Annotated in this window: 22 protein-coding genes and 1 pseudogene; 15 read left to right on the top strand and 8 right to left on the bottom strand. The window is 43.8% G+C overall.

The genetic code is table 11. From position 1 onward, the window contains the following. Window positions 1–14: 14 nt before the first annotated feature. From N4J56_RS27110 to N4J56_RS27100, 3 genes are all read right to left on the bottom strand, one after another. A complete protein-coding gene (locus N4J56_RS27110) occupies window positions 15–728 on the bottom strand; it encodes a bestrophin family protein (protein WP_317110716.1) in 714 nt (237 codons plus the stop codon). Continuing rightward, complete coding sequence (locus N4J56_RS27105; protein WP_317109264.1) at window positions 662–1,300, bottom strand: hypothetical protein; 639 nt, start codon at window positions 1,298–1,300, stop codon at window positions 662–664. The genes N4J56_RS27110 and N4J56_RS27105 overlap by 67 nt, the downstream gene beginning before the upstream one ends. A gap of 145 nt (window positions 1,301–1,445) precedes the next feature. Beyond that, window positions 1,446–3,341 carry a GAF domain-containing protein gene (locus N4J56_RS27100; protein WP_317109263.1) on the bottom strand — a complete coding sequence of 632 codons (1,896 nt, stop codon included), beginning with the start codon at window positions 3,339–3,341 and terminating at the stop codon, window positions 1,446–1,448. A 425-nt stretch (window positions 3,342–3,766) separates the two neighbouring features. Between N4J56_RS27100 and N4J56_RS27095 the strand changes: the two genes are divergently transcribed. From N4J56_RS27095 to N4J56_RS27050, 10 genes are all read left to right on the top strand, one after another. Then, complete coding sequence (locus N4J56_RS27095; protein WP_317109262.1) at window positions 3,767–3,991, top strand: hypothetical protein; 225 nt, start codon at window positions 3,767–3,769, stop codon at window positions 3,989–3,991. A 69-nt stretch (window positions 3,992–4,060) separates the two neighbouring features. Continuing rightward, on the top strand, window positions 4,061–6,025 hold the full coding sequence (locus N4J56_RS27090; RefSeq protein ID WP_317109261.1) for a phosphodiester glycosidase family protein: 1,965 nt from the start codon (window positions 4,061–4,063) through the stop codon (window positions 6,023–6,025). Window positions 6,026–6,308: 283 nt separating this feature from the next. Continuing rightward, entirely contained in the window at window positions 6,309–6,728 is a 420-nt protein-coding gene (locus N4J56_RS27085; protein ID WP_317109260.1) for a phosphomannose isomerase type II C-terminal cupin domain, read from the top strand. Window positions 6,729–6,870: 142 nt separating this feature from the next. Further along, window positions 6,871–7,212, top strand: a complete 342-nt coding sequence (locus N4J56_RS27080; protein ID WP_317109259.1) for an iron-sulfur cluster assembly accessory protein — start codon at window positions 6,871–6,873, stop codon at window positions 7,210–7,212. A 199-nt stretch (window positions 7,213–7,411) separates the two neighbouring features. After that, a complete protein-coding gene (rpsL, locus tag N4J56_RS27075) occupies window positions 7,412–7,786 on the top strand; it encodes a 30S ribosomal protein S12 (protein ID WP_015156710.1) in 375 nt (124 codons plus the stop codon). 301 nt (window positions 7,787–8,087) lie between these two features. Further along, a complete protein-coding gene (rpsG, locus tag N4J56_RS27070) occupies window positions 8,088–8,558 on the top strand; it encodes a 30S ribosomal protein S7 (RefSeq protein ID WP_015156709.1) in 471 nt (156 codons plus the stop codon). Between the two features lie 133 nt (window positions 8,559–8,691). Beyond that, window positions 8,692–10,767, top strand: a complete 2,076-nt coding sequence (gene fusA, locus N4J56_RS27065) for an elongation factor G (protein WP_317109258.1) — start codon at window positions 8,692–8,694, stop codon at window positions 10,765–10,767. Between the two features lie 110 nt (window positions 10,768–10,877). Continuing rightward, the gene (gene tuf, locus N4J56_RS27060) at window positions 10,878–12,107 is read left to right on the top strand and encodes an elongation factor Tu (RefSeq protein ID WP_317109257.1); all 1,230 of its coding nucleotides are present in this window, start codon (window positions 10,878–10,880) and stop codon (window positions 12,105–12,107) included. Window positions 12,108–12,309: 202 nt separating this feature from the next. Next, the gene (gene rpsJ / locus N4J56_RS27055) at window positions 12,310–12,627 is read left to right on the top strand and encodes a 30S ribosomal protein S10 (RefSeq protein ID WP_039713674.1); all 318 of its coding nucleotides are present in this window, start codon (window positions 12,310–12,312) and stop codon (window positions 12,625–12,627) included. Between the two features lie 154 nt (window positions 12,628–12,781). Continuing rightward, complete coding sequence (locus N4J56_RS27050) at window positions 12,782–13,426, top strand: LON peptidase substrate-binding domain-containing protein (protein WP_039713673.1); 645 nt, start codon at window positions 12,782–12,784, stop codon at window positions 13,424–13,426. A 111-nt stretch (window positions 13,427–13,537) separates the two neighbouring features. On the opposite strand, the gene N4J56_RS27045 is transcribed toward N4J56_RS27050, so the two are convergent. The 3 genes from N4J56_RS27045 to dacB form a co-directional block, all read right to left on the bottom strand. Beyond that, on the bottom strand, window positions 13,538–14,293 hold the full coding sequence (locus N4J56_RS27045; RefSeq protein WP_317109256.1) for an ATP-binding cassette domain-containing protein: 756 nt from the start codon (window positions 14,291–14,293) through the stop codon (window positions 13,538–13,540). Between the two features lie 16 nt (window positions 14,294–14,309). Further along, window positions 14,310–14,864, bottom strand: a complete 555-nt coding sequence (locus N4J56_RS27040; RefSeq protein ID WP_317109255.1) for a hypothetical protein — start codon at window positions 14,862–14,864, stop codon at window positions 14,310–14,312. Between the two features lie 165 nt (window positions 14,865–15,029). Further along, window positions 15,030–16,580 carry a D-alanyl-D-alanine carboxypeptidase/D-alanyl-D-alanine-endopeptidase gene (dacB, locus tag N4J56_RS27035; protein WP_317109254.1) on the bottom strand — a complete coding sequence of 517 codons (1,551 nt, stop codon included), beginning with the start codon at window positions 16,578–16,580 and terminating at the stop codon, window positions 15,030–15,032. A gap of 102 nt (window positions 16,581–16,682) precedes the next feature. Here dacB and N4J56_RS27030 point away from each other — a divergent pair, with 102 nt between their 5' ends. From N4J56_RS27030 to N4J56_RS27010, 5 genes are all read left to right on the top strand, one after another. Next, complete coding sequence (locus N4J56_RS27030) at window positions 16,683–17,762, top strand: hypothetical protein (RefSeq protein WP_317109253.1); 1,080 nt, start codon at window positions 16,683–16,685, stop codon at window positions 17,760–17,762. A 175-nt stretch (window positions 17,763–17,937) separates the two neighbouring features. Then, window positions 17,938–18,537: a hypothetical protein gene (locus N4J56_RS27025; RefSeq protein WP_317109252.1), complete on the top strand. Its 600-nt coding sequence runs from the start codon at window positions 17,938–17,940 to the stop codon at window positions 18,535–18,537. Window positions 18,538–18,962: 425 nt separating this feature from the next. After that, entirely contained in the window at window positions 18,963–19,358 is a 396-nt protein-coding gene (locus N4J56_RS27020; protein WP_317109251.1) for a hypothetical protein, read from the top strand. A gap of 583 nt (window positions 19,359–19,941) precedes the next feature. Then, window positions 19,942–20,856 (top strand): hypothetical protein, encoded by a 915-nt coding sequence (locus N4J56_RS27015; protein WP_317109250.1) that lies wholly within the window; start codon window positions 19,942–19,944, stop codon window positions 20,854–20,856. Between the two features lie 51 nt (window positions 20,857–20,907). After that, window positions 20,908–21,348, top strand: a complete 441-nt coding sequence (locus tag N4J56_RS27010) for a hypothetical protein (RefSeq protein WP_317109249.1) — start codon at window positions 20,908–20,910, stop codon at window positions 21,346–21,348. 23 nt (window positions 21,349–21,371) lie between these two features. On the opposite strand, the pseudogene N4J56_RS27005 reads toward N4J56_RS27010, so the two are convergent. Together N4J56_RS27005 and ftsH are read right to left on the bottom strand one after the other, a co-directional pair. Beyond that, a pseudogene (locus tag N4J56_RS27005) lies at window positions 21,372–22,143 on the bottom strand (IS1 family transposase). 137 nt (window positions 22,144–22,280) lie between these two features. After that, complete coding sequence (gene ftsH, locus N4J56_RS27000) at window positions 22,281–24,200, bottom strand: ATP-dependent zinc metalloprotease FtsH (protein ID WP_410500609.1); 1,920 nt, start codon at window positions 24,198–24,200, stop codon at window positions 22,281–22,283. Window positions 24,201–24,522 lie beyond the last annotated feature (322 nt).

Genomic DNA, 24,522 nt, shown 5'->3' with positions numbered 1-24,522 from the left:
TTTGAAAAACTATGTTAGCGCACTCTATTATTACTACCATTATGAGGAGCTAGAGCAATTAAATCTTCTACATTATGCAGTATGGTATTGCAAATAATATCGAGTGGTAGATCGCAAGAATTGTGTCCGAAAGGTTCTTCAATTTCAGAACCAATTTGTTCGATACTTAATAAAACGAAGCTCACAAAAGTAATAATGCTGCTAGTAAACCAATTTACCTCCTTCACAATTTCTAGGGGAATAACAAGGCAATAAACAAAAACTAATTTTTTCAAAATTAACGGATAAATTAAAGGTAGTGGTGTTTTTAAGATACGTTCGCAGCCTCCTAAAATATCTACTAACTGGTCTAGTAGTTTTTGAAGAGATGTTAACTGATAAATATTCAAGCGATCGCGATCGTGTTGCTCCTGCAAATAATCACCAATCCAAAAAGCAATTTGTAGGGGTGGATGGTTTGTATATTTCAACCGAAAAAACTGAGTTTCTGCTACTAAATCGCCTAGCTCATCAGTGACGTGTTCGCCTCTTAAATGTAGTTTCATCGCCACGGCAAAAGCCACAATTAATCTAAGAGTGTACTCTTTTTGCGCCCGGTCTTGTGGTGTCTCCTCTTTAACACCAATCCATAAATCACGAGTTAAGTTGCGCACTGTATTCACTAAACTACCCCATAGCTTGCACCCTTCCCAAAATTTTTCATGGGCTGTATTAGTACGAAAACTAATAGTAAAGGTAAGCCAATATTGAAAATTAATACTGCTCGCGTAATTGCATCGCTCTCTTCTGGTATTGATACAGGAATGCCAAAACTATAAAGTACAGATATTAAAAAGCCATAACTACTTAAAACGAGTACCCAAGGCAAAACCCCAGGAAAAACAGCTTGAGTCAGGCGAAACACAATCTGAAACAAATTCAAGGTTTCTCCAGTATATAGTCGATACTTCTCCACAAATTTGCTATTGGCTTTTTTAGGTTTATCGCGGCGATCGGGTGGCTTTTGCTTAAGCTTGGATGGCGAAGATTGAGTTTGAGAATAAACTGTTACATTGCAATCTTTTAGCAAAAAACCTTTATCTGTCTTTGCGCCCATTTGTCCGATAATTTTCGCCACCCACTGATGATAATTCTCCTGAGCTTGTTCTAGCTTTTTATAAACATGAGGCTTTAATGTTAACGTAATTATTTGACCATCTAGATCGATTTCAAACTGCTTCCAGCCATTAGCAATAGTTCTCACTTTATCTGGTAGGCGATCGATCTTGACAGTTAGTTCTAGCTTACCTGGTGTGGACATAGCTTTTTCAGTAGGGTAGATGGATTGACGACTGGTTATTGGTCATTGGTCATTCGTTATTTGAATGCAAGCGATTGTCGATCGCTGATAACTGATAACTTTGTACAGACTTTACACGTAAAGTCTGTACACTGATAACTGATAACTAGAATGCAACCGTAGCATCATGTTCTTTGTCTTCAGAATTGAAGCAATTTATTTGCGGTGATAATGACTTTGCTGTTGCTGGTTGTTGCGCTGTTGTTGGAATACAGCCATCAAGATGCATGGCAATTTGGGCGATTTGAGCTAGTTTGCCATGTAATTGTGCTTGTTCCAAAGCAAAACCTACATCGATCGCGACTTGGGTATAGAAGTCAATTTCAGTTTGCTGCCATTCCCTGAAACCAAAGCATTGATGGGCAACTAACAAGCCAAATAGCTCATCTTGCATCAGGATAGGTGCTATGAGGCTACTCTTAACGGCAAAGCGCTCTAAATTATGAATGCAGCGGTCGCTCAGTCCAGCTGTGTAAACGTTGTTCACAGCACGAGCGTAACCAATTTGCTCGTATGCAGTGCGATCGTTCCGCCAGAAAGGATCGTCAAGACGATGATTTAAACCTTGGGGTAAGCCAGGGGTGACCGATTCAGCTATAACTGTGCTACCGCGATCGCGATCGCAGCGATAAACTACCACGCGCTCGGTTTGTAGGGCAGATTTGAGTTCGTCTGTCACAGTTGTCAAAATATCCGACTGTACGAGCGATCGTCGCAACTGTAACACTATTTGTTGCCGCATCTGTACTTGCTTGACTGCTGTGGCTCGATACTCTAGCAGTGCTACCCGATCCAGTGCCAAGCCAATTTGAACGGCAATCTGCTCGAATAAATCGATTTCTGTTGGTTGCCAAGTACGGGGTGCAATACACTGATGGGTAATGAGCGAACCTACCAGTTTACCGTTACTGACAATTGGTGCGACTAATTGAGCTTTGACGGCAAACTGTTCTAAGGCATCGATTTGATCTATCGTTAGTCCAGCAGTATGAATGTTGGCGATCGCTCGTACTCCCTGACGATCGCTCTGTTGAATCTCGCTTTCGTACCCATAAAAGCGATCGAGCGGATGATTTAGGGTTTGAGGCAAACCAGGAGCAACTGATTCTGCTACAACAATGCCGCTACCATCTGTAACAAAACGATAAACTAATACTCTATCTGCTTGAAATATCTGTCTCATTGTTGTGGTGACAGCATTAAACAGATCGGATGATGAGTGCGCTTGCTGCACTACCTGAGTCATTTGTTTTAATCTCTGGGCATACTCCACAGCAGATTGCCGCTCTTGTTGTGAGATCTTGTGTTGCAGGATCGAGCTGACTATAGTGGCAAGTTGTCTAAACAACTCGACCTCTTCTATCTGCCAGTGACGAGGTGCGTCGCAGTGATGGGCAATGAGCAAACCTAGCAGTCCATTGTCGCTTGTAATTGGTACGACTAAACTTGCTTCAACTGCAAGTTGTTCCAAAGTTTTGATGTGACACTCAGTCAAATCCGCAGCATAGATATTAGCGATCGCCCGTATTCGTCCGTCACTATATTGTTGTGCGTAATCTTCTCGGAAACAAGGATCGTCTATCCGGCAACCAATGGCGTTGGGAAACTGAGCAATTACCGATTCTGCTACTATCGTGCCACTCCAATCGCGATCGAAACTATAGACGAGTACTCGATCGGTTTGGATTGCTTGTCTAATTTCTAACAGTAGGTTGTCTAAACAATTTTCGCGATTGAGCGATTGAATCGCAAGCGATAAAATTTTGTTGAGAATTTCTCGATCGCGCAAGTAAGTTTGCTTGCGCGTTTGACTCGCTCCACAACTATTTGAAATATCAATATCAATAGATGATTTTCTAAAGTTACGATAGATATTACGATAGGTAAGACTGTACCTATCTGTAGCAGTTTTGGGAGCGAAGTCGAAGGAATTTGCCTCCATTTCATCAACCTCAAAAATTTCTCTATTACTAGAAAATACAAAACTTAACGTTCTCGTCAACAGTAGTTCGCTCAAAACGTTAGTTCAATCTGTCTAGCACTACTAGCTACTATCTATACCTCTTTATTTTCTCTATTGTTGAAGAGAATTTCTAATTTTAGGTGCTATTTCTGCTAAATCGTGCAGTTTATAGTCTGTTAGCGAAGAAAAAAAAGATTGCTACAAAGCCTAGCTTGGCATAGCTTTTATTAGCATAGCCTTCCTGTCAAGGCAGTCTTGAGTTAGTTTTTTTTGTATATTTAGCGTGACAAAGTTGCGATCGCATAGAACAATATAGCTAAATAACTCACCTCGTTGAACTAAAATAGCTTCAGTGGTTTCCGTAGTGATTTGTGTATCAAAAGTATTTTGATGAAACTAAGTTATCAAGATATTTATCCGATCGATAAAAAGACAAAACTATCATTAAGAGCTACTGAGTTTATTTGGAGAAAATTTTACGAGTATTAAGTATTAAAAAACACTCTCCTTTCACAGTAAGCGATCGGTTGTCAATCGATCGTCGGACATTAAAGTCATTTCGCGATCGCCGATCGCTGATGAGATACTTTTCTGCGCTCGGTAAAAAGCTAAGAAGAATTCTTACCACAGACGTTACATGTAACGTCTCTACACTGACAACTGATAACTGTCATACAATTGACCGTTAGCTGTCTTTATGTTAGGAATAGCTACTTGTGCTACTGTACCCGAATCCCTGCTCGATCCTGACTCCTGCTGTGAAACGAAAATTTTGTTTGCTGCCAACTTCAGCATTATTATGGTTGCTAACTACAGCACCGTGGCTGACGTTCACTGCTGCTAATGCTCAAATTCAACCGCCTGTAACCCCACCTGTTACGCCATCATCCGTACCGCAAAATACCCCCAGCCGTTCCACCACACCAAATGGACTACTTGCAGCAGGCGATCGCATCTCCTTAAACGGTCGCATTCTATCCGCAGCTTGGCGACAGTGGGAAGCGCAGCCAGCCACAAACAGAATTCAAACGGCAATTAGCGATCTAGGATTGATGCAACTGGGTGTAGAGTTACTGAATACTCAGAATGTGAACCGACAACCGATTCGGTGGTTTACGACTCCTGATGCTCCACCGCTCGTCTCAAGCATTTGGCACAGTGGCGCGTATCGTTATTTAGATCTATCTCAATTAGCAGCAAAAGTAGGTTGGCAACTGCAAAGCGAAGGTGACATTCTGCGAATTACTACGCCAGCCGCAAAGATTACAGCGCTGCGCCAGGGTAAACAAACGTGGGGCGATCGCTTGGTAGTAGATTTAGATCGCCCTACGCCCTGGCAACTAACGCAACAGCCTCCGGTAACTAAACCAAAAGTGCCGCTTGCCGAACTCCCGGACGATCCAAAACAGCAATTACCATCTCAGGCAGTCTCCACCCTCTCACCTCCATATCAACAATGGAAAATTGCGATCGACGCTGCCATAAACCCTGAGTTAGTCCAGCAGTTAAACGCTACTCTAGCCATCCAATTGCCAAAACGGAGTCAGATTTCACCAACTCCCCTGGTTAAATTAGGCACGAGTGCGAATCTCACCACGATCGATCTCAGCTTACCTGTGGGCATCTTTCCCCGCGTCAGTACCCTCAGCCAACCTAACCGCATCATTATCGATTTGCGCCCCGATGCGATGGTGGAACGCGATATTCTGTGGGCTAGAGGCTTGCGTTGGCAACAAAAGTATATTAATTTAGGTCGCGATCGCTTTCCCGTGACATGGTTAGAAGTTAACCCCCGCACTGCGGGGCTAGCCCTCCGACCAATTTGGAGTGCAGCAAATTCTCTGATTGGGACTGCCCCAATTTTGACCACCGCTCAACGTTACACAGCTACTGCTGCTATTAACGCTGGATTTTTTAACCGTAACAACAAATTACCCTTGGGGGCAATTCGTCGCGAGGGGCGCTGGCTGTCTAGTCCAATTCTCAACCGAGGCGCGATCGCTTGGAACGATGCCGGACAATTTAAAATCGGTCGCTTGCAACGACAAGAAACAGCGATCGCTTCTACGGGGCAAAGTTTGCCAATCGTCAATCTGAATAGCGGCTATATTCAAGCAGGAATTTCCCGTTATACCTCTGATTGGGGAACTACCTATACGCCCTTGACGAATAACGAAGCGATCGCGATCGTCCAAAATAATCAAGTTACCGCTAATCTTTCAGGCGGTTTAGCCGGAAAAACCGCCTTTCCCATCCCACTCAACGGTTACTTACTCGCATTCAGGACTGGTAGTACTGCTAACCTACTGCCTATTGGCACGCTGGTACGCTTGACCGATGGCACTGTTCCCAACGAGTTTGCTCAATACCCTCACGCGCTCGGTGCTGGACCATTATTAGTTCAAAACCGCCAAATCGTTCTCAACGCCAAAGCAGAAGGATTCAGCGATGCCTTCAGCCGCCAAACCGCCGTGCGTAGCGCTATTGGTGTCACGGCAACAGGTAACTTGCTCATTGCTACAGTTCACAACCGAGTGGGTGGGGCTGGTTCTACTTTATGGGAAACTGCCAAGCTTTTGCAGCAATTGGGTAGTATTGATGCTCTCAATCTTGACGGAGGTAGTTCCACCAGCCTTTACTTAGGGGGACAACTCGTCAATCGCTCTCCTGTCACCGCAGCTCGCGTTCACAACGGGTTGGGAATTTTTCTAGAAAGTGAGTAGTGAGTGGTGAGTTGCGAGTCGCAATCGACCAACTACCAATTACCCTTTTTGATGAAGATTATTTAAAGCTTAACGACTAGTAAGTAAAGAATTGATGTAGCCCATACCAATCGGCAAGTTTACTGATGACACTCCTCGGAAGAAGTCTGCTATCTTGGGCTAAGGCTATACTCGACATATTATTGCTATTGCATTGCTATTGCTGCGGTTATTACTGTCACTGTCTTTTGTTTTGGTTCCTTTTATTTTTAATAGTGGATAACAGTTATCAGGAGAAAAATTCATGGTTCAAACTCAAGAAACTTCCCAGGCTCACGCACCTACTCTACCGATTCCTACCGCGGTTGCTCCTAAAAGCGTCGCCGCTACGGAATTACGCCCTTGGGGTTCTTTTACAGTATTAGAAGAAGGGCGCGGATACAAAATTAAGCGAATTGAAGTTAAACCAGGGCATCGCCTCAGCCTGCAAATGCATCACCACCGTAGCGAACACTGGATTGTTGTTTCTGGTACTGCCAAGGTTTTGTGTGGCGATCGCGAAATTATGCTTTGTAACAACCAATCTACCTACGTACCTCAGTGTACCTCTCATCGTTTAGAAAATCCCGGTGCAATCCCCCTGATACTCATTGAAGTACAAAACGGAGAATACTTGGGCGAAGACGATATCGTCCGATTTCAAGATGACTATTCTAGGGGCTAGGGGTTAAGGGCTAGGGATTAAGGTTTAGTATTATACTCTTCATATCAACCCTACTCCTGTACGGGCGGGTTCACCCGAAATACCTTTTAGTAGCTAAGTCTTTCAGTAAACCCGCCCCTACGACTCCCTACTGCCTAGTTCAATGATTCAAATTAGTCCCTCTGCTGCTAGAGAAATTCAACGACTTCGATCTAAACAGAGCAATCCCGACGCTTTCTTTCGTTTGTGCGTGCAAGCTGGGGGTTGCTCTGGTTTGTTTTACGATTTGAGATTTGACGAGGCAACAGAGCAGGGTGATTGCATTCTAGACTGCAACGGTATTGTTGTAGCGATCGATGCCGACAGCTTAGACTACATTCAAAATTTAAAACTCGATTATTCAGAAGACTTAATGGGTGGAGGATTTCGCTTCTCTAATCCTCAAGCGATCTCGACTTGTGGTTGTGGCAACTCCTTTACTATGGAAGTAGACTCTAAAGAATAGAGAGGCGACATACTACATTTCTACTTTAGATAGCTAATAACTAACCACTGACAACTGTACGAGCCAGTTTTGACCAAAGACATCTATTTGCGCGCATCCGCCCCTACGATAACTGACTCCCTGTTTGACATAAATTTACTAAAATCGGTATAATCATAGATCGTTAAATTTAAGCAGCTAAAACTACGCGCTGTAAATCATGCCAACCATACAGCAGCTCATCCGTAACGAACGTCAAGTAGCGAAAAAGAAAACAAAATCCCCTGCTCTGAAACAATGTCCGCAACGTCGGGGCGTTTGTACAAGAGTATATACGACCACACCGAAAAAGCCCAATTCAGCTCTACGAAAAGTTGCTAGGGTTCGCCTAACTTCTGGTTTTGAGGTTACGGCATATATTCCTGGTATCGGACATAACCTGCAAGAACACTCCGTCGTCATGATTCGTGGTGGTAGGGTAAAAGATCTACCAGGCGTGCGGTATCACATCATTCGCGGTACTTTGGACACCGCTGGAGTAAAAGACCGCAAACAAGGACGCTCGAAGTACGGAACTAAGAGACCAAAGCAGTAAGGTAATTCTGCTGCTGACATCATTGCGGTTATAGGATTTTTTACTTTTTTTGAGGTAAGATGCCTAAAATCGGAATGAAAGTCAGCACCAGCAGGCAAAACAACGGCATATCTAACTAGTAAGCTTTACCTGTCGTCATAATAGCTAAAGCTTCGGCTAAGCAAAAGTGCGATCGCGGCGACGCAATAAACGGTGTTAGATTTTTCAACTGCCTTGTGCTAGTTACCGCAAAGCCACCATGCCATGAAAACTTAGTTCTGTTGTTGCCAACCCCAATCAAACTAAACGTAAAGAATAACTTATGTCCCGTCGTGCTGTAGCGCAAAAGCGCCCCATCCCTTCCGATTCCGTATACAACAGTCGCCTGATTAGTATGATGATGCGCCGCGTCATGCGCAGTGGCAAGAAATCGCTGGCAGCAAGAATCATTTATGATGCGATGAAAACAATCGAAGAGCGTACTGGCAACGATCCGCTGGAAACTTTCGAGAAAGCCGTGCGGAATGCTACACCTTTAGTAGAAGTCAAAGCTCGTCGGGTGGGAGGAGCAACCTACCAAGTACCGATGGAAGTCAGACCAGAACGGGGAACGGCACTAGCATTACGCTGGTTGATCCAATTTTCTAGACAGCGTTCCGGTCGTTCTATGTCTATGAAGTTGGCGAACGAATTGATGGATGCTGCTAATGAGACGGGTAGTTCGATCCGCAAACGGGAAGAGACTCACCGGATGGCTGATGCCAACAAAGCCTTTGCTCACTACCGTTACTAAAAAGTTGCTCGGAAAAAGCGATAAGACTAGGCAATATCCCCCTATTTTGGTGGCGGCTTTCCCTAAAAGTATAGAATCTTAACAGAGAGTAATATAGAGATACCTGCGGCAAAAACTACTCAAGGAGGTAGCTGTGGCACGTACCGTTCCGCTGGAAAAAATCCGCAATATTGGAATTGCGGCTCACATTGATGCGGGCAAGACAACAACGACAGAACGAATTCTGTTCTATTCTGGAATGATCCATAAGATCGGTGAAGTCCACGAAGGAACAGCGGTAACTGACTGGATGGCTCAAGAGCGGGAGCGTGGCATTACAATTACTGCTGCTGCGATCACCACCAACTGGAGAGACCATCAAATTAATATCATCGACACTCCTGGTCACGTAGACTTCACGATTGAAGTGGAACGCTCCATGCGGGTATTAGATGGCGTAATCACAGTCTTATGCTCCGTAGGTGGCGTACAGCCTCAAACAGAGACAGTTTGGCGACAGGCAGATCGGTATAAGGTGCCACGCATCATCTTTGTCAATAAGATGGATCGGACTGGAGCAGATTTTTACCGAGTATACAATCAGGTGCGCGATCGCCTCCGCACCAACGCAGTACCGATTCAGCTACCCATTGGTAGTGAAACCGACTTCAAAGGTCTGATCGATCTAGTCAAGATGTGCGCTTACATCTACGGCAACGATCAAGGTACGGATATTCAAGAAGTAGAGATCCCTGCCGATCTGCAAGAGCTAGCACAAGAGTATCGCACGAAGCTAGTTGAAGCAGTAGCAGAAACCGATGAAGCCTTACTAGAGAAGTATCTAGAAGGTGAAGAACTGAATGAAGCTGAAATCCGTAAAGGACTGCGGCAAGGCACGATTGCAGGTACGATCGTTCCCGTGTTATGCGGTTCTGCCTTCAAAAATAAAGGCGTGCAGCGCTTGCTAGACGGTGTTGTAGATTACCTGCCAGCACCTACAGAAGTTCCGCCAATTCAGGGAACAACCGTCAATGGCGAGACAGTCGAGCGCTTTGCTGACGACGATGCACCGCTGTCAGCACTCGCTTTCAAAATCATGGCTGACCCCTACGGGCGCTTGACTTTCGTGCGCGTCTATTCTGGCGTGCTGAAAAAAGGTAGCTACGTCCTTAACGCCACCAAAAACAAGAAAGAGCGAATTTCTCGCTTAGTAGTATTGCGAGCAGACGACAGGATCGATGTTGAAGAATTGCGTGCAGGCGACTTGGGTGCGGCATTAGGATTAAAAGACACTTTGACAGGCGATACTTTGTGTGACGACAGTGCGCCAGTCATTTTGGAATCTCTGTTTATCCCAGAGCCGGTAATCTCGGTAGCAGTAGAGCCAAAAACCAAGCAGGACATGGACAAATTGTCCAAAGCGCTGCAATCCCTCTCTGAAGAAGATCCTACTTTCAGGGTTAGTGTCGATCCCGAAACGAACCAAACCGTAATTGCTGGGATGGGCGAACTCCACCTAGAAATTCTGGTAGACCGAATGCTCCGCGAATTTAAAGTGGAAGCAAACGTCGGAGCGCCACAAGTAGCTTATCGCGAGACCATTCGCAAGCACGTCACGAAAGTTGAAGGGAAATTCATTCGTCAGAGCGGTGGTAAAGGTCAGTATGGTCACGTTGTCGTCGATCTAGAACCAGGCGAACCAGGCAGTGGGTTTGAATTTGTCTCTAAGATCGTTGGTGGTTCTGTACCCAAAGAGTACATCGGACCTGTAGAACAGGGGATGAAGGAAACTTGCGAATCTGGCGTACTAGCTGGGTATCCGCTGATCGATGTCAAAGCGACATTGACCGATGGCTCTTACCACGAAGTAGACTCGTCGGAAATGGCTTTCAAAATTGCTGGCTCAATGGCAATGAAAGCAGCAGTAGCAAAAGCATCGCCAGTACTACTGGAGCCAATGATGAAAGTCGAAGTTGAAGTTCCCGAAAACTTCCTGGGGGATGTGATGGGCGACCTTAACTCTCGTCGCGGTCAAATCGAAGGCATGGGATCGGAACAAGGCTTATCCAAAGTGACTGCTAAGGTTCCGCTAGCAGAAATGTTTGGTTATGCTACAGATATCCGCTCGAAAACCCAAGGTCGGGGTATCTTCTCAATGGAGTTTAGCCATTATGAAGAAGTACCTCGCAACGTATCTGAAGCAATTATTGCTAAGAGCAAAGGGACATAGATGGAGTTGTTAGCTGTTAGCTATTAGCTTTAGTTAATCTCTAATTGCTAATTGCTAATTGCTAATCGCTAATCGCTAATCGCTTTTAATAAAAAAGGAACCGAGAACTCATGGCACGCGCAAAGTTTGAGAGAACTAAACCTCACGTTAACATTGGTACAATTGGTCACGTCGATCACGGCAAAACCACGTTGACGGCAGCTATCACCATGACCCTAGCAGCTTTGGGTCAGGCGAAAGCTAGAAAATACGACGATATTGATGCAGCTCCAGAAGAAAAAGCACGGGGTATCACCATCAATACCGCTCACGTAGAGTACGAAACCGAAAACCGCCACTACGCTCACGTAGACTGCCCAGGACATGCTGACTACGTGAAGAACATGATCACGGGTGCGGCGCAAATGGACGGCGCGATCCTGGTAGTATCTGCGGCAGACGGTCCTATGCCCCAGACTCGCGAACACATTCTGTTAGCCAAACAGGTGGGAGTTCCCAACATCGTCGTTTTCCTGAATAAGGTAGACATGGTAGACGATGAAGAATTGTTGGAACTCGTAGAACTGGAAGTGCGCGAACTGTTGAGTTCCTATGACTTCCCTGGCGATGATATTCCCATCGTCAAAGGTAGCGGGTTGCAAGCACTGGAAACAATGATCAAAACTCCTACAACTGCGCGGGGTGACAATGAGTGGGTTGATAAAATCTACGAATTGATGGATGCAGTCGATAGCTACATTCCTACTCCAGAACGGGATATTGATAAGCCTTTCTTGATGGCAGTAGAAGACGTATTTTCGATCTCCGGTCGCGGTACTGTTGCAACTGGTAGAATCGAGCGTGGAAAAGTCAAGGTTGGTGAAACCGTTGAATTGGTTGGAATCAAAGGCACTCGTAGCACCACCGTTACTGGTGTAGAAATGTTCCAGAAGACCTTGGATGAAGGCATGGCTGGCGACAACGTAGGCGTGCTGCTACGGGGTTTGAAGAAGGAAGATATCGAGCGCGGCATGGTGATTGCTAAGCCTGGTAGTATTACCCCTCATACTCAATTTGAGTCTGAAGTGTACGTGCTGACGGAAAAAGAAGGCGGTCGGAAAACTCCTTTCTTTTCTGGCTACCGTCCACAGTTCTACGTGCGGACGACAGACGTAACTGGTACAATTGCGGCATTCACTGCTGACGATGGTAGTGCTGCTGAAATGGTGATGCCAGGCGATCGCGTCAAAATGACCGTAGAATTGATCAACGCGATCGCGATCGAACAAGGAATGCGCTTTGCAATTCGCGAAGGCGGTCGTACTATTGGTGCTGGTGTTGTTTCTAAAATTGTGAAGTAGAACGACCAGCTATTAACTTAGAGCAGAAAAGCTAAGCCTAATGGGGTATAATGCTTTTCTGCTTTAATTTGTTGTTTGTCACTAGTCATTTGTCATTGGTGGTAAATACAAATGACGAATGACTCATGACCAATGACAGCCCAAACGAGTTTCTTATAACTCCAACGAGATTACTAAATAAACCGAACCAAGAAAACTAAAAATGGCTACCCTTCAGCAGCAAAAAATTCGCATCCGCTTACAAGCTTTTGACCGCCGCTTACTCGATACCTCTTGCGAGAAGATTGTTGATACGGCAAACCGGACAAACGCTACAGCTATCGGTCCAATTCCCTTACCTACAAAGCGCCGCGTTTATTGCGTGCTGCGATCGCCCCACGTTGATAAAGATTCTAGAGAGCATTTTGAAACTCGCACTCACCGCCGAATTATTGACATTTACCAACCTTCTTCTAAAACAATTGACGCTTTAATGAAACTCGACTTACCTGCGGGTGTAGATATTGAAGTCAAGCTTTAACACGCTCGCTTAAGTTGTAAAATGCTCGTTGAGTTGCTGACAGTTGACAGTTAAACGTCAACCGTCAACAGTCAGCCGTCAACTGTTAACTAATTGTAAACAAATCCGTTAAAGTAAAAACAGGATGCGCAGTTACCGTTTTTACGAATAGACAATGACATCTTCTTCTCAAATAGCGGTGCGAGAACTCCCACTGTTTCCATTGCCAGAGGTAGTGCTTTTTCCTAATCGCCCCCTACCTCTACACATTTTTGAGTTCCGCTACCGAATTATGATGAATACAATTCTAGAAAGCGATCGCCGCTTTGGGGTACTATTGTGGGACCCCGTGCAAGGTCAACCTGCTAGAGTTGGATGCTGCGCTGAAATTATTCAGTATCAGCGTTTACCTGATGACCGGATGAGAGTAGCTACTCTCGGACAACAGCGGTTTCGGGTTTTGGAATACGTGCGGGAAAAACCTTACAAAGTTGGTTTGGTGGAATGGATTGAAGACAATCCACCGCAAAAAGACCTTAGACCAATGGCACGAGAAGTAGAGCAACTGCTGCGAGATGTAGTCAGGCTATCTGCTAAATTGACAGAACAGGAGATAGATTTACCAGAAAATATTCCCGATTTACCTACAGAATTATCCTACTGGGTAGCCAGCAATCTTTACGGTGTTGCGGCAGAACAGCAAACACTATTGGAAATGCAAGATACGGCGGCGCGGCTAGAGCGGGAAGCAGATATTCTTAAGTCTACGCGCAATCATTTAGCAGCAAGAACGGTATTGAAAGATACTTTTGAAGCTTGAGAAGATCCCCCCAACCCCCCTTATAAAGGGGGGCTTTCAGATTCCCCTAACCCCAATTTCAAAAGGAGGGGCTTTTAGAGCGCCTTAACCCCCTGAATAAGGGGGCTTTCTTTAAAGCCATTCTTGGGTTGCTTTTGTTTCAGCTTGGATTAAATTTGCTTTTAATTTGTCCCAGTCAAGTTGACTAGAATTGGACACATTTTGGCTCAAACGTCCTGCTTGCAGGAATAACACTCGCGTACAAAATTGTTGAGCTAATTCGAGTTGATGATTGACCATTAATATTGTTGTTTGACCGCTATCTGCTAGTTGGATTAATACTTCGATTAAATGAGATGCTTTACCTGCATCCAAAGCAGAAGTTGGTTCGTCGAGTAAAAGAATTTTCGGTTGGGTAGCTAAAGCACGGGCGATCGCAACGAGTTGTTTTTGTCCGACTGAAAGTTGTAGTTCTGTCTTTTCTAACCAATCTTCGGGAATATGTAACTGTTCCATCCAGTAGGCAATTTGCTGCTGGATTTGCGCTCGCGGCATTTTGCGTAAAACTAGAGGGTATTGCAAAGCCTCTCTGACTGTCATTCCCAATAGTTTTGATTCTTGCATTACTAGCGTCACTTGTTGGCGCAACTGAATCGCAGAAATTTGATGATATTCTTTCCCTTCTAAATAAATCGATCCAGTTGTAGGTTCGTTGAGGCGATTGACAATCCGCAACAAAGATGTTTTTCCTGCCCCAGAAGCACCGATAATTGCAATGCGATCGCCTGGAAATGCCTCAAAGGAAATATCCTGCAATAAGTACTGAGAACCTATTGTTGCAGCTAGGCTGACTCCTTCTAGTCTTAACTGTGCTACCTCACTCCTCACTCCTCACTCCTTGCTCCTAGTTAAATGCGATCGCAGTGGTAACTGTCCAGGCATCAACTAATAATAACAGCAGAGTAAATCCCAACAAAATTAAGTACATCCAAGGCTGTGATAGGGGAATGACATCCGTAGTATCGATTTCAGTTTTGACTTGTACTTCCCGCACCAATTTGGCAAATCCAGCTACCCGCATCGGTAACAAATAAGCTTTCCCTTCCTGGCTGAGGAAATAGTATACGAGTCCGCCTTGTCCGGTAGTACGGGGTTTTAACTCTTTTACCTCCGACCAAGATAAAGACCAACCGCGCCGAAACCATTTAGGAACCCATAGGGGATATGTCACCTGAATTCCTTGGTCGTCCAGTATGACTCGTTCGCTAAGTGCGGCGTATAGGGCGATCAAACCGATGCTAATTCCTATCCACAACCAGACTGGAGGAACTGGTGCGGCAGTCACTTTTGCTAAAAATGGCAATGGTATGGTGAGGGCTATGTATAGACTCAGCAGTGTAATCCGAATTAAAGGTGAGAGACGGAAAATAGAAGTTGAGTTATTGACTAATGCGGTCACGATTCTACTACAATTAGTTTTTGCTCTTACTTATTATGAGCGAATTTTAAGATGTCGTGCGATCGCACGGGTATCAATCGATTAGTAATAAACTGAGCGAATACGAAAACGGTTCTCTCAGTAAAGGTAGAATTATCGAATTTTGAATTAGGGTTTAAATTCAAACTAACAGCGTTGCAAACGAGTTAAAAACAACACGATGCGATCGATTATCTGTCGCAAAACTGATGCAGGCTGCTCAGATTGATTGACGATAATACTAAAAACCAAAGGTTCGTAATTAGGCGGATTGATATATCCAGACAAGGCAACAACACCACTCATCGTCCCTGTTTTTGCTAAGACAATTCCTTGTGCAGTTGTACCTTGAAAGCGACTTTTCAAAGTACCACTTACACCAGCGACGGGTAAAGAGGTACGATATACAGAGGCAAGGGGTGAATTTGCCATCGCTCTAAGAGTTTGGGCGATCGCAACTGGACTAGCTAAATTTTGCCGCGATAATCCCGATCCATCTGCCAGCACGTAACCCGTAGGATCGACACCCAAGGTAGTCAAAGTCTCTTTGACATTCTGCAAGCCAATTTCAGCCGTCGATCGTGTCGTAGGCGTTAGCTGTACCCTCACTCCCAGTATTCTCAGTAAAGCTTCAGCATAGAGATTGTTACTCTGTTGATTTGTCTCCACTAATAACTCTGATAGCGGTGGCGAGGCGACAAATGCGATCTCCCGCAATCCGAGGAAAGACTGTCGATCTTGTTGTTGCACTAACTCGTCACCAGGTGATAACGTAATTCCTGCTTGGGCAAGACTGCGCTGCAAGTGGCGTAAAAAATGCGCTTTTGGATCGACAACCGCTAAATTTATTGATTCAGATGGTGCATCAATTCCCATCTTTCCGGTTACTTTGAGTATTGCTGCGCCTGAGTCGCGGCTGACGTTAAGCGAAGATTTAGCTGCGGGAACAGCGATCGCTTCATTTTCAATCTGCCATTGCATACCCTCCCTCAAGTCAGACCAATTGAGGCGTAGGGGTTGACCGACTTGTTGTGGTATTGCAGTTAACTTAATAGTATTTTGATTCAGAATCAAACTATTGACAGGTGCGCCATAGTCTGCTTGTATATCTTCCCATTGCCAGCTGGGGTTAATGACGGAACCTTGAAAATAATCATCTTCTGCCACTAACTGACTGATGCGGTGAATTTGCTGCTGTTTTATCTGTTTTGCTAATGCTTGCAACTGGATGTCGGTTAAGCTAGGGTCGCCGCGACCGATAACTCGTAAACCACCCGCGATCGTGGGATAAACAGAAGTGCGAATTTGAAATTGCGAACCCAGTCTTTGCAAAGCGGCAGCGGTTGTGAATAGTTTGACGTTAGATGCTGGAATGAAATAGTTTTGAGCGTCCCGACTGTAGAGCAGATCGCCGCGATTCACGGTTTGGATTGAAATCCCCCAACGGGCGCGATTGAGTTGGGGGCGATCGATCGCGGTGGCGATTGCTGTTTCTAATTGAGCGGGGCAAATAGCAGTTGTTGCGTTACGTAAAGGTTGCTGGACAATTTTTAAGGATGCATTTAAAGATGCATGTGGTAAAGATGCGTCTGGAATCTTATTAGCTATGGCTGGTAGCATCAAGTAGATCTGAGCATTGGCAATTGTTAGCAGTAGGCTAACTGGTTTGACAATATCCCTAAAAGCAGATTTCATCATGTTTTTGCTGATACATATTGTACGATTTACTTAATCTCCGACCCGTATAATTACTGCCGACTGCGTGTAGACGATGAAATGCGTACAGACGATTAAAACTATATGACTAAAGTACAAATCGCTAAACAATCGCCTGACAAAAAGACTCTTAGCATACCAAATATGGCTCAAAGCAGCGATCGCGAGAGTAAAACGTACTTTTTATTGGCGATCGCCTTGGTTATTGGGATTTGTAGCGCCATTATCGGCGGATTATTACTTGACGAATATTTAAAATTATTCTCCACCACTCAAATTGACAAAGGCAGCCATCGCGACTTAATGTCCGTACCACCTGCAACAAAAGTTCCAGCAGCCAACTTAGTTCAAACAGCTTTTGGCAATCAAGTCCAAGTCACGATTATTGCCGTCAAAAGAATTCCTGGCAAGCCAGATGAAGTTAACGTGGAAATGCAGATTGAAAAACTTACAGATACGCCACTTATAGAAGGTACGATTAGCATTGGTTCGACTATGGCAAGCAATTCCGAAACTAGCGAAGTCTATCGAGCCACTGATTTCATGCGGCGATCGTCAGGTAGAATTTCACTCAGTAAACTGCGTCAGAATAAACCCATCGATGCTTATGTCGTCCTCGACGTACCGCAGGGAGTCACGACAATCGATCTGTTTGTCGATCAAACTACGCCGTTTAAAAATGTGCCGATCGCGGCTGCAAATCCATTTACTAGAGTAGTTTCTCGCGCGGCAACTTCCAGCAAGACAGCAATGCAAGCGACTGGTAGCTTGATGATGCAACCAAACGGCTTGATTCGTAAAGCTTTGGATAATAAAGCGCAAGTCCAAGTCATTTCAGCACAACGCTTGAATAATCCCGAATTGGCAACTCGCAATCTTGTGAATGTCAAAATGCGAATTTGGCGGCTGGGTACAAAACAGCCAAATTTTCAGGACGTAATTACCGTCAGCGCCACTACAGCCCGTAACCCCGAAACTAGCGAGACTTACAGAGCCTTTGACTTTCTAAATCGAGCCACTAATCCAGTATTTCTATTTTATCTGCGTCCGCAAACTTACACGGATGCTTATGTTTGGCTACAAGTACCAGAGGGGGTTAATACTCTCGATCTTTTTATCCCAGAGACGGGAACGTTTAGAAATGTGCCGATTAGTCAGAATTAGCGGGAGTCGGTACGGGCGCACTGCTGTGCGCCCGTACTAGGGAGTCGTGAAGCATAAACCAGGTTTTTACTATATTTATTAGCTGCGATCGCAGTACCAACAACTCTACTTGTGGGGCATAATGGGCGATCGCATCTTATGTCAGCACTAGCACAAAGATTTACAACGATAGACTATGAGTAATTTTTTATCTGGTATAGCTGTTATACTCTCAATTTTGGCATTGGGTTTTAGTGGCTTCACTGCCTATCAGGTATTTACGCTGCAAGAAAAAATTGCTGCTATTAGCAGTAACGCTATCACTGGTACATCAGGAAGTTCTCAACCAGAGACAACAGCACCAGTGTCGCCTGCTGCATCCGATACCGCAGCAACCGCGCCCGCTGCTACAGGTATTCAACCAGGGCAATTCGTCCAATCTGCTATTGGCAATAAAGCGAAATTAGAGTTATTAGCTGTCAAGCGAATCACAGATCCAGAGGCAAAAACTCGCGATGTAGTCAACGTACAAATGCGCGTTCGTCGTCTCGCATCTGAAGTCAGCCCTAACGATTCGATTAATGTAGCAGGTACGAAAGCCCGCAATCCCGATACAAGTGAAACTTACGAACCAGTAGACTATAAGCGATCGTCAGGTAGCGTTAATTTGTATTTTGTGCGCATAAATGCATCATCAGACGCTTATGTGTGGTTGAGAATACCGGAAGGTGTGACGACGATCGATCTTTTTATTCCAGATACAGGTGCATTTAAAAACGTGCCAATTGCAGGGTGAAATTGCTTTGTGGTAATTGTAATAGGTAATAGCTTGTCACGACTAACTACATTGTGAATTTAAAAATATTTAATAGCGATATTTTTCCGGGGATAAGGAAGTAAGTCAAGCTTCCACCCCTGATAAAACTCCGTCTTTAGAGTATTTTCCTGATATTTGCGCATTTTTTCAAAAAAATCAGTATTCTAACGGATGAGTATCTATTCGTACATTGTCTATTAATAGAAGAGTGAATCGGTGTGAGATATGTAGTAATTGAATAGCAAATAGATTCTTATTCTAGCTAATTCACTATTCAAGCTAGAATATTTGCTGCTATAAAACTCGGGTTCTTTCTAAACTTAAGTTGACATATCTCATATTAATTATTTCTAAAAGTAGTAAGACTTAGCCAAGGAAAAATTGTATGCAATTGAAAAGAAGTTTTGCCCTGTTACTTGCCACTAGCACTATTGGTATTTTTGGGAATTGCTTCTAGTGCTATGGCAGGAGAAGGTGGCGCAGCGCTGGGTAGTGCTGCATTTACGATAAATAGTGGCAGTGTAACGGGTGTTGCTGTTGCCGCAGCAGTTGGAAAAAACAGTGCTTTTGCTGGCGCTCTAAACACAGGAACTTTTAATGCAGCAATATCTCTCGGATCTGGTGGTGCAATCGATACCACGATCGACTCAGTTACTGGAGAATTTACTATCGAGAATTTTGATGATGATGCACTCGGTTCATCGCAGAATAATGATTTAGATTCACCTCATTCCGTTAAAATTGGTAGTGCATCTGGTGAAGATGTTGTAGATTTTGGTGATAACACAGTTCCAGAGTAATTTTGAACAACTTTCTATTATCAATGGTTTAGCGATCGAGAAAATATTACTTTTCACTAAACTAATTGATTCTACAAGAGATGCAAGCAGTTGCATCTCTTTTTTATTGGCTAGTATTTCTACTCATATTTGCCTAAATTCATAATTCGGTCACAATAATTCATTGATTATTTGAAAGTAGATTTATTTGGCTGGGTATTCTACTAATACTAACCATAGTTGTCAAAAACAATAATTTTATTCAATCAAGATTTAATGGACTAGAAAGTATATGGAATATCAAGACAGATCGATTGCTATTAAAATATTCGCACGATCGAATCTCTATAATCTCGCGCTCCATAAGCTTTAGTAAATTGATAACTGTAACGCTCTTATTCACTATTGTTACTAACCTAAATACTCTAAAATCTTTAGCTCAAACCTCTGTAGCCGCAACAAAGTTAACTAGCGATCGCCCATCAATAGATAAACTATTACATAAGTTAAAAACAAGAAAAAATATCCAAGCTTTATTGTTTCACCTCATAAGGTTAGCGATCGAGAAATTCATCCCTTCACAACTACCATTATTCTTAACGAGTTGCCGATCAATCACTTAACAGATTGGCAAACGCGCTCTTGGTTAGAATTTGGCGATCGTTTTAGCGATAATTTTGTATTTCATGGTTTAGTAAAAATTAATAGTGAAATTCAGGAAAGCTTGGCAAAAAAGAATATTTTTACTATCGAGCAAACTGGGCAATACATACAAATACATTCAATTAAAAAGTTGAGAGAGGTAACTGTTGACAGAAAACAGCCTCAAACTATGACGGGAATGGAAATGCAGATGAGCTTAGTTGCTGCTTGTTTATTTCCCGACTCTACTTCTGGCGATATATGCAGTTATACTCCAGGTCTAATTACAGATAGAAATAGCATTGATCGAGATTTCTTAGTACCTACTCAACTTCTCCAAACATCTGAGGTAGGTGAGATTGTGAAGCCAGAAACGCTAGCTGTAATTATGCAACCAGGGTTTCAAATGGGAACCAAAGATCAGCAACTTGGATTAGATTTCTATTTTCCTAATGCAGGTACGTATACGAGCGATCGCCAAGCTGAAAAATTGTCGATTACTCGTACAGAAACAATAGACTACAAACCAGGATTAACTTTTTCTAGAGTCAGACAAATCATCAAAGCCAACGATCGAGAAGCAGCACTTGGTTTGACTATTCGCGGTTGGACGGGAATTTTAGACGATAAAAACACACTACTAAATTCAGCCGTTCAATTTGGTACGGAGTTACTACCCGATGCTATACCTCAGATTAATGGCTCAACCTTCCAAGCTAACAAAAACGTTAATATCAACCTCTTTTTAGCGGCTAGAAATGCTAGACTTCCTGCTAATAGTTTTACTGCATATCATGCGGGGATCGGTAAAGCGGCTAGTTCAGCATCTCGTCATCAAAAACAGAGCGCTCCTAAAGCTCAATTTAATAGTTTATAGGTTGGTATTTCTCCAGTTGTAAAACGACACTATAAGAATCGCATTCGTTACATGCTGTCTGGCGATCGAAGAGTTGTAGCAGATGCGGCTGCCGAAGGTGGAGTTAATCAAAATATTGCTTTTGTTTCCGCAGTCAACAACGAAATTTTCTCCACACCTACCTTAGAAAATTTTTATACACAAATTTATCTGAAAATTTTCGAGCAAGATGTCAATCTAGCTAATTCAACTAAATTAACTGAGGAAACGAGTTACTATCCTCATGTTAGCTTTAGTGGTAATCTGACAGATTACTGTAATGTTCTTAGATATTATACGGGAATAATTTTTGCCAAAGAACTGAAACCATACATCGGTTTAGACTACACCAAAAAAGCTCGTCATAATTGGAATTATCAAGCACTGGCGATCGGTTATATCAACCCCGATCGCGAATATTATAGCCATTTAGCTAGCAGCATCTCAAAAACGTTTACTTGGAATAAAAGGTGATGTTGTCAATTTGTTGTTTGTCCCTAAATTGGTAGTCCAAACTCATAGCAATTGATGAATAGACCAATCACTAAATCGTGCATCTCCTCAGATTTGGAAAAACAAATAGTCCTACGCGCAAGTCGCTTGATTCTAGTTCTGAGTCGAAGATGTTTGCGCTCAATCCTTTGAGTCTTCCGTTTACCCACTTCATGCATTTGTGCTGGTAGATGTCTTTGGTAGGCACCCCATGCATCAGTACAGAACTTTTTGATACCAAAGGGTTCAAGTAGCCTTTTGAGTTGAAGAAACACTTCATCCTTACGCCTACCGAATACATACGCTAAGACCTGACCAGTTCGGCGGTCAATTGCATGCCATAACCATCTGGGATTAGTTTTCTTGCCTACATAACTCCACATTTCATCTAGCTCGGATTCCTCAATCCCAAGTTCTGATTCAACTTCTACTTTTTCAAATATTACCTCGACTTGCTCTGGCTGGAGTTGGCTTAATAGCTTTTGGTTAACGGGTTTGAGGTAAGCGAGTTTTTTTTAATTCCCGAATAACTGTTGAGGTGCTGATACGCAAAACCCTGGCAATATCTCTTACTCCACTCCCATTGAGTGTCATCTCCACTATTTGCTGCTTTACTTCTCGGTTCCGTCCAGGGTAAGCAGAGTTCAAGCTAAAAGTCTGATATGGGCATTCTGGTTCCAGACAACGGAAGCGTTGCTTGCCATTAGTTGATTTTCCATGCCTAACTACTTCACTACTTTGGCAATGGGGACAACGAACCGCCACTAAAACTGTCATACTAAACTAGCCTACTCCTAGATTTTGCTCCTTTACTCTTAGTCTATCCACAAATCGATAACATTACCAAATAAAGCATCATTATTCAGTCACAAAAAAGTAGGGTGGGCAATGCCCACCCTACTAACAAGTCAAGTTCAAACAACGGATAATTTTTGCTCTTTTCCTTGCATGTATTCGGTGACGATTTGCCGGAATTGTTCGCCTTCAATTGTTTCATTATCGACTAACAAATCCACTAATCGATCGACTAAATCGCGATTTTCGCGGATAATCGTCCGAGCTTTTGTAAATGCTTCAGTCGCGATCGCCCTAACTTGATTGTCGATTTTTCTTGCCATCTCTTCGGAATATTCCGATCGCTCCATCCACCCTCCCCCTAAAAATACTTCGTTATCGGGGCTTTCTAAAGCGACTGGACCCAAATTTGACATTCCGTATAATGTCACCATTTCTCGCGCTAGGTTAGCAACCATTTTTAAGTCTCCAGAAGCGCCCGTAGTGACTTCTGAATCGCCAAATACTTCGGCTTCAGCGGCTAATCCTCCCAGGGCGATCGCAATTCGGTCTAAAATCCAAGCGCGACTCCGCAAGTAGCTACTGTCTACATTTTCTTCATCGGGTACGCTTTGGGCAAAACCACCAATTCCACCCGAACGGGGAATAATCGTCACCTTATTTAAAGGATCGGAATTTTTCAGCAGCGTAATTAATAAGGCGTGTCCGATTTCATGATAAGCTAACAACCGCTTTTTCTTACTATCTAATAAAGGTGTCAGCGACAATCCAATCGTAATTCGGTCGATCGCATCCATAATTTCCAACGGTGTAATCGCCTCTTTGCGCCGCCTTGCCGTCAGAATCGCCGCTTCGTTGAGTAAATTTGCTAAATCTGCACCAGAAAAACCAGGCGTGCGTTGGGCGATCGCTTCTAAAGAGACGGAATCATCGACTTTCTTATTGCGGGCGTGGACTTGTAAAATTCCCAATCGTCCTTTGTAAGCTGGCAGATCGACTGTGACTTGGCGATCGAATCGACCGGGACGTAATAATGCTGCATCGAGTACGTCAGGACGGTTGGTAGCAGCAATGATGATAATTCCCGTATTGCCTTCAAACCCGTCCATTTCTGTGAGTAATTGGTTGAGAGTTTGCTCTCTCTCGTCATTTCCACCGCCAATTCCCGCACCTCTTTGTCTACCCACTGCGTCAATTTCATCGATAAATATTAAGCAAGGGGCATTTTCTTTCGCTTTCTTAAATAAATCCCGTACCCGCGATGCACCTACACCGACGAACATTTCGACGAATTCGCTACCGGAGATACTAAAAAATGGGACTGCTGCTTCCCCGGCGATCGCCTTCGCTAGTAATGTTTTTCCCGTTCCTGGAGGTCCGATTAACAATACTCCTTTAGGAATCTTTGCCCCGACTGCGGTAAATTTCTCTGGCTGTTTGAGGAAAGTCACCACTTCTTGCAATTCTTCTTTGGCTTCATCAATCCCCGCTACGTCATCAAATTTGATGCCCGTTTTAGCTTCCATTTGAAATCTAGCGCGAGACTTCCCAAAACTCAGGGCTTGATTAGAAGAATTAGCTGAACGACGTAACAATAGCAACATCAACGCCATCAGAGGCACGATCCAGAGTAAATTTGCTAGCAGACCCATTGCAGCCCTACTATCAGCAGAAGAATTGACTTCCAATGGAACTTGTCTATCTCTTGCTTTGTTAATTAATTCTGGATTTTGTTGTAATAACAATACTTCTTTAGGTGGTTCGTCCGCCTTTTGTCCCTTGAGCTGAACTTTAGCAATATTCTGCGCTGGGTCAAGCTCTATTCTGGTGACATCTCCGCGATCGATGCTGCGTAACAATTCGCCGTAATTCAGCGTATTGGAATTTTCTCTTTGTGCCAGTACCGGAGTACCTACAAGCATTGACTGCAATATCATTCCGCTTGCTGCCAAATGCCATAGACTTCGCTTCGCCATACTCATAGCTTTACTACCTGCTGGCGATCGTCGATCTGATGACTGTTTGCGCGAACCTCTCATATTAGAATGCCCTCTGTCGCTGCCTTGACCCATAAACTGTTTTGCAAAAGACGGTAGGTACGATCCACCGTTCTATTTCATACTTAACAGATTGAAGATATTTTGCCTTAGCTCCAGCTATAAACTCAATTCTTCCAATCTCTAGTGTAACTTCCTGAATCAGTTGTCAGTTATTAGTTGTCAGCAAACAGTTATCAGTTAGTGTTGACCTGTGACTCATGACTTGCGATCGGCGATCTATATGCCAATTACTGATTCCCAGTTCCCACTCCCCGAAATTTGACATAGCAAGGTAGAAATCGCTATATTTAATTTAAGCATA

This window comes from Chroococcidiopsis sp. SAG 2025 (assembly GCF_032860985.1).
GTDB lineage: Bacteria > Cyanobacteriota > Cyanobacteriia > Cyanobacteriales > Chroococcidiopsidaceae > Chroococcidiopsis.
This window is presented reverse-complemented; position numbering and strand designations above follow the sequence as displayed.

Excerpts from the sequence above, each read along its gene's own strand:
- N4J56_RS27105 (WP_317109264.1), bottom strand. The coding sequence starts at position 1,300 with ATGTCCACACCAGGTAAGCTAGAACTAACTGTCAAGATCGATCGCCTA.
- N4J56_RS27085 (WP_317109260.1), top strand. The coding sequence starts at position 6,309 with ATGGTTCAAACTCAAGAAACTTCCCAGGCTCACGCACCTACTCTACCG.
- N4J56_RS27080 (WP_317109259.1), top strand. The coding sequence starts at position 6,871 with ATGATTCAAATTAGTCCCTCTGCTGCTAGAGAAATTCAACGACTTCGA.
- rpsL (WP_015156710.1), top strand. The coding sequence starts at position 7,412 with ATGCCAACCATACAGCAGCTCATCCGTAACGAACGTCAAGTAGCGAAA.
- rpsG (WP_015156709.1), top strand. The coding sequence starts at position 8,088 with ATGTCCCGTCGTGCTGTAGCGCAAAAGCGCCCCATCCCTTCCGATTCC.
- tuf (WP_317109257.1), top strand. The coding sequence starts at position 10,878 with ATGGCACGCGCAAAGTTTGAGAGAACTAAACCTCACGTTAACATTGGT.
- rpsJ (WP_039713674.1), top strand. The coding sequence starts at position 12,310 with ATGGCTACCCTTCAGCAGCAAAAAATTCGCATCCGCTTACAAGCTTTT.
- N4J56_RS27050 (WP_039713673.1), top strand. The coding sequence starts at position 12,782 with ATGACATCTTCTTCTCAAATAGCGGTGCGAGAACTCCCACTGTTTCCA.
- dacB (WP_317109254.1), bottom strand. The coding sequence starts at position 16,580 with ATGATGAAATCTGCTTTTAGGGATATTGTCAAACCAGTTAGCCTACTG.
- N4J56_RS27030 (WP_317109253.1), top strand. The coding sequence starts at position 16,683 with ATGACTAAAGTACAAATCGCTAAACAATCGCCTGACAAAAAGACTCTT.
- N4J56_RS27025 (WP_317109252.1), top strand. The coding sequence starts at position 17,938 with ATGAGTAATTTTTTATCTGGTATAGCTGTTATACTCTCAATTTTGGCA.
- N4J56_RS27010 (WP_317109249.1), top strand. The coding sequence starts at position 20,908 with ATGCTGTCTGGCGATCGAAGAGTTGTAGCAGATGCGGCTGCCGAAGGT.
- ftsH (WP_410500609.1), bottom strand. The coding sequence starts at position 24,200 with ATGAGAGGTTCGCGCAAACAGTCATCAGATCGACGATCGCCAGCAGGT.